This is a genomic window from Alphaproteobacteria bacterium, from assembly GCA_040905865.1.
Lineage (GTDB): Bacteria > Pseudomonadota > Alphaproteobacteria > UBA8366.
Window position 1 is genome coordinate 1 of the sequence record JBBDQU010000047.1, and the last position, 4,638, is coordinate 4,638.

General features: G+C 63.0%; 4 protein-coding genes. 3 read left to right on the forward strand and 1 reads right to left on the reverse strand.

The window, feature by feature from the left end:
• A partial coding sequence (locus WD767_09885) for an adenylate/guanylate cyclase domain-containing protein (GenBank protein MEX2616396.1) occupies positions 1–431 on the forward strand: 431 nt, incomplete at its 5' end.
• On the opposite strand, the gene WD767_09890 is transcribed toward WD767_09885, so the two are convergent.
• Complete coding sequence (locus WD767_09890) at positions 432–2,498, reverse strand: tetratricopeptide repeat protein (GenBank protein MEX2616397.1); 2,067 nt, start codon at positions 2,496–2,498, stop codon at positions 432–434.
• 124 nt (positions 2,499–2,622) lie between these two features.
• On the opposite strand from WD767_09890, the gene WD767_09895 reads away from it, so the two are divergent.
• Positions 2,623–3,759, forward strand: a complete 1,137-nt coding sequence (locus WD767_09895; protein MEX2616398.1) for a CoA transferase — start codon at positions 2,623–2,625, stop codon at positions 3,757–3,759.
• Between the two features lie 5 nt (positions 3,760–3,764).
• On the forward strand, positions 3,765–4,559 hold the full coding sequence (locus WD767_09900) for an enoyl-CoA hydratase-related protein (GenBank protein ID MEX2616399.1): 795 nt from the start codon (positions 3,765–3,767) through the stop codon (positions 4,557–4,559).
• The last annotated feature ends 79 nt before the right edge of the window (positions 4,560–4,638 follow it).

Here is a 4,638-nt window from a genome sequence, read left to right on the forward strand (position 1 = left end):
TGGGCGATCCCGTGAATCTCGCCGCCCGGCTGGAAAGCCAGTCCAAAAATTACGGCGTCAGGATCGTCCTCGGTCCAAAAACGGGCGTTGCCGCCGAAGAAGCCGGCTTCGCCACGCTGGAACTGGACCTGATCCAGGTCAAGGGCCAGTCCGTCGGCGTCAATATCCACTGCCTGCTCGGCGATGCCGGTTTTGCGGCCTCGCCCGAATTCGTCGCGATCAAGGCGAAACACCAGGCGTTCATCTCCGAGTACCGGCGCCAGCATTGGGATATCTCGGAAAGCGAAATGACGGAATGCCGCAAGATGGCCCGCGCCATGGATCTGGGCATGGATGTCCTGTACGACATGTATCAGGAGCGGATCGACGAGTACCGCGAAGTCCCGCCGCCGATCGGCTGGAACGGCGTTTACGTGGCGACCGACAAATAGTCAGGAAGCCGGTTCGCCGGACGAAACGCTGCCCGGCTCCGTCGCCGTATCGTGCTGGCCGACAGCCGTATCGGACACGGCATCGCCGGCCCCCTTGCCCGCCGTTGCCAGTTGCTGGAGCGCCCCCGCGATCCGCAGGAATACCGGCCGCCAGTCGCCGAGAATCCGCTGACGATACAGCCGCATATTCGGGTACCAGGGCGAATCCTCGCGCCGGAACAGCCAGCGCCATTCCCCGCCGAAGGGCAGGATCGTCCAGACCCGCTTGCCCAGCGCGCCGGCCAGGTGCGTGACGGCGGAATCGATGCTGATCACCAGATCCACCTGATCGATAATCGCCGCGGTTTCGCCAAAATCCGTCAACTGCCCGGACAGGCTGAACACATTCCCGCGCGCCAGATACGGCTTCAACTCCCCGCTCCGGGGGCCCCATTGTATGCTGTAGAAATCGATACCGGGAATGTCGAACAGCGCCGCGAACCAGATCAGCGGGCAGGAACGGAACCGGTCATCGCTGTGGGTCGGCCGCCCGGCCCAGGCGAAGGCAACCGCCAGCCTGCCGCCCTTGCGGCGTTTGATGCGCGTTTTGGCGTCCGGCGGCGGCCGCAGATAGGGCACCCTGTTCGGGATCGTTTCCACGGTCGTACCGAAGCGGTTCGGCAGGCTCAGCAGCGGGACCTGGACCTCGAAGGTGACCGAGGCTTCCGAGCCGAGGGCATAGACTTCATCTACCCCCTCAACTGTCTTGAGAACGCGGAACAGTTCAGGTTCGCAGGCGAGATAGATCTTTCCCTCGCCGGCAAACCGGCGAAGCAGCGGGACATAGCGGATAAACATCAGCGTATCGCCGAACCCCTGCTCGACATGGACCAGCAGACGCCGCCCGTTCAGCGGGCTGCCGTCCCAGAGCCGGTCCCGGACATTCTTGACGTTGGTCTTGTAGGCCGCCATGTCGAAGCGGGACTCATAAGCCGCCCAGCCTTCCTTGAACTGCCCGTTCATCAGCAGCACGCTGGCCGGGGCGAAATAGGCGCGCGCCGCGTTCGGCTGCAGTTCTCGCACCCGCTTGTAGCAGTTCAGGGCGTCCTGCAGCCGTTCCATCCGCAGCAGGGCATTGCCCAGCGAGTAATGGCCATCGGGATCGTCCGGCGCCAGTTCCGCGACCCGCCGCAACAGGTGAAGCCCTTCACCCGTATGGCCCAGCTTCAGGACCACATGGCCCAGATTCTTCATTGCCGAAACGTCTTCCGGCATCAACACCAGCGCATGGCGCAGCATCATGGCGGCTTCTTCATAACGGCCCAGCTTTTCCAGCGTCGCGCCAAGATTGGTCAGACAGCGCATCTGGTTGGGGTTGAGGTCGATACTGCGCTGATACGCCTTCAGGGCGTTCTCGAACCGCTCGCCCTGAAAAAGGGCGTTCCCCAGCTTGTACCAGCCATTCGGCCAGTTCGGCGCAATCTTCACCGATGTGTCGAAGGCCTCGATGGCGGCCGGGATGTCGCCCTGGTTGAGATACGCATCGCCCCGATTGGAATGCGCTTCGGCATAATCCGGGCGCAGCGTCGTCGCCGCCTCGAAGGCCGCCAGCGACTCGTCGACCCGTCCCATCCGGTACATCAGGTTGCCGAGATTGTTCTGCACCTCCGGGAAATCCGGCCGGTGGCGCAGCGCCGTCCGGTACGCCGCCTCCGCGGTTTCCAGCGCCCCTGATTCCGCATGAGCGATACCCAGGTTGTTATGCGCATCGGCATAATCCGGCTGCAGCGCGATTGCCTTTTCCAGCGCGGCAACCGAGTCCGCATACTGCCCCGCGAGACGCAGCAGGTAACCGAGTGTGTTGTGGAACGACGCGGAATCGCCCGCCAGCGCCACGGCCTGCCGGACATGCCGGACGGCGATATCGTTGCGTCCGGCACGATGGGCGATGACCCCCAGCAGGTGCCAGGCCTCCGCATTGCCTTCCTGCCGCGCCAGAACATCACGGCAGGACTTCTCGGCCGCCGCGAGTTCGCCGGCCTGGAACAGCGCAACGGCTGCGGAAATGGGGGATGAATCGTCGGGCATGGACATATCTTAGCTGCTGTTAACCATGAATATGACGGGAATATCCTAATGAATCGAAAACACTTCATTTCGGGGATGCCAGCGGATACCGTAACGGAATCACTGAAGGGAAAAAAGAAACCACATGAGCAAAGCAACCCCCCTCGCCGGCCTGCGCGTCATTGAACTCGGCAGCAGCGTCGCCGTCCCCTACGGGGCATGGATTCTCTCGACTCTCGGCGCAACGGTTATCAAGGTCGAGCGGCCGGACACCGGCGATGACTGCCGCGTCTGGGGCACCGGCTGGTATGGCGATGTCAGCGCCATTTTCGTGGCGCTCAACGCCGGCAAGCATTCGGTCACGGTCGACCTCAAGGACGCCGAACAGGTCGCCACACTGCGCCGCTTTATCGTCGAGCAGGCGGACGTGGTCGTGCAGAACCTGCGACCCGGCGTCGCCGAACGGCTGGGCCTCGGCGCCGACGAACTCTGCGCCGAAAGCGAGAGGCTCATCTATGTCAATTGCGGCGCCTTCGGTACCGAAGGGCCACTGAGCGCCCGCCCCGGATACGACCCGCTGATGCAGGCCTTCTGCGGCCTGATGAATGTCACCGGCGAGGAAGGGCGCCCGCCGGTGCGCGTCGGCACCTCCATCATCGACATGGGCACCGGCATGTGGTGCGTCATCGGCGTTCTGTCCGCGCTGCGGACGCTTGAACTGACCGGCAAGGGCGGGCGTGTCGATACCTCGCTTTATGAAACCGCGCTCGGCTGGATGACCTATCACGCCTGCAGCTATTTCGGCGACGGTTCCGTTCCCAAGCGATTCGGCTCCTCCGGCCCCGGCATGTCGCCTTATCAGGCCTATCGTTGCGCCGACGGCTATCTGATCATCGCGGCCCCCAACGACCGCATGTTCGCCCGGCTGTCGGTGTTGCTGGGCTGCCCCGGATGGTCGACGGACCCGCGCTTCGCGGACAATCCGAGCCGCTGGAAGAACCGCGAAACCCTCACCGGGTTGATCGAAGATGTCACGGCGACGCGCAACATGATGGACTGGCAACAGTCGCTCGAGGCTGTCGGCATTCCAAGCGCCCCCCTGCAGGGTATTGACGAGGTCGTGAAGCACGCCCAGACCAAGGCGCTTGGTATCCTGCAGGATACGGATGACGGCCGGTACAAGCTGATGGGCATCCCCATGTCGTTTGACCGCGTCCGCCCCTTGCAGCATGACGGCCCGCCGGAACTCGGCGCGCATAACGCGGAACTGTTCGGAGAATGACAGCGATGAAAATGGATTACGAGACCCTGAAGCTGGAACGGATCGAGGATCACCTGCTGCTGGTCACGCTGAACCGGCCCGATGCCGCGAACGCGCTGAACACGCAGATGGGCTACGATTTTCGCGACATGTGGACCCATCTCTACATGGACCAGGAGGATCTGCGCTGCGTCGTCGTGACCGGGTCGGGCGAGCGCATCTTCTGCGCCGGCGGCGACCTGAAGGAACGCAACAACATGACCGACGACACCTGGCAGAAACAGCATGCGCTGTTCGAGCAGGCGATGCTGGCCATGACCGACTGCCCGATTCCCATCATCGCCGCGGTGAACGGCGCCGCCGTCGCCGGCGGGCTGGAATTCGTGCTGGCGGCGGATTTCGCCTATGGCGCCAGCCACGCCAAATTCGCCCTGACCGAGGTCACACTGGGCATCATGCCGGGCGCCATGGGCACGCAGAACCTGCCGCGCGCCGTCGGAGTCCGCCGGGCGAAGGAAATCATCCTCACGGGCCGGATGTTTTCGGCCCAGGAAGCGCTCGAATGGGGCGTCCTGAACCGTATCTGCGCCGATGGCAAGCTGATGGAGGAGACTCTGGAGACTGCGAGGGCAATCTGCAACAATGCCCCCATATCGACCCGGCAGGCGAAAAAATCGCTGAACGTGTCGACCCAGATCGATCTGAAAAACGGCTATGCGTTCGAGATCGAGGCATATAACCGCATGGTAACGACCGAGGACCGGCTGGAGGGCGTGCGCGCCTTCAACGAAAAACGCAAGGCGCAGTTCAAGGGGCATTGAGTTTTGCCCGCCGGATACCGAATTCTATAGCACATCAGGTTTGAATGGAACCGCAACAGGTTCCATTCAAACCTGTGAA

Bases quoted from the DNA above. Each gene is read 5' to 3' on its own strand.
- WD767_09890 (MEX2616397.1), bottom strand. From the start codon at position 2,498: ATGCCCGACGATTCATCCCCCATTTCCGCAGCCGTTGCGCTGTTCCAG.
- WD767_09895 (MEX2616398.1), top strand. From the start codon at position 2,623: ATGAGCAAAGCAACCCCCCTCGCCGGCCTGCGCGTCATTGAACTCGGC.
- WD767_09900 (MEX2616399.1), top strand. From the start codon at position 3,765: ATGAAAATGGATTACGAGACCCTGAAGCTGGAACGGATCGAGGATCAC.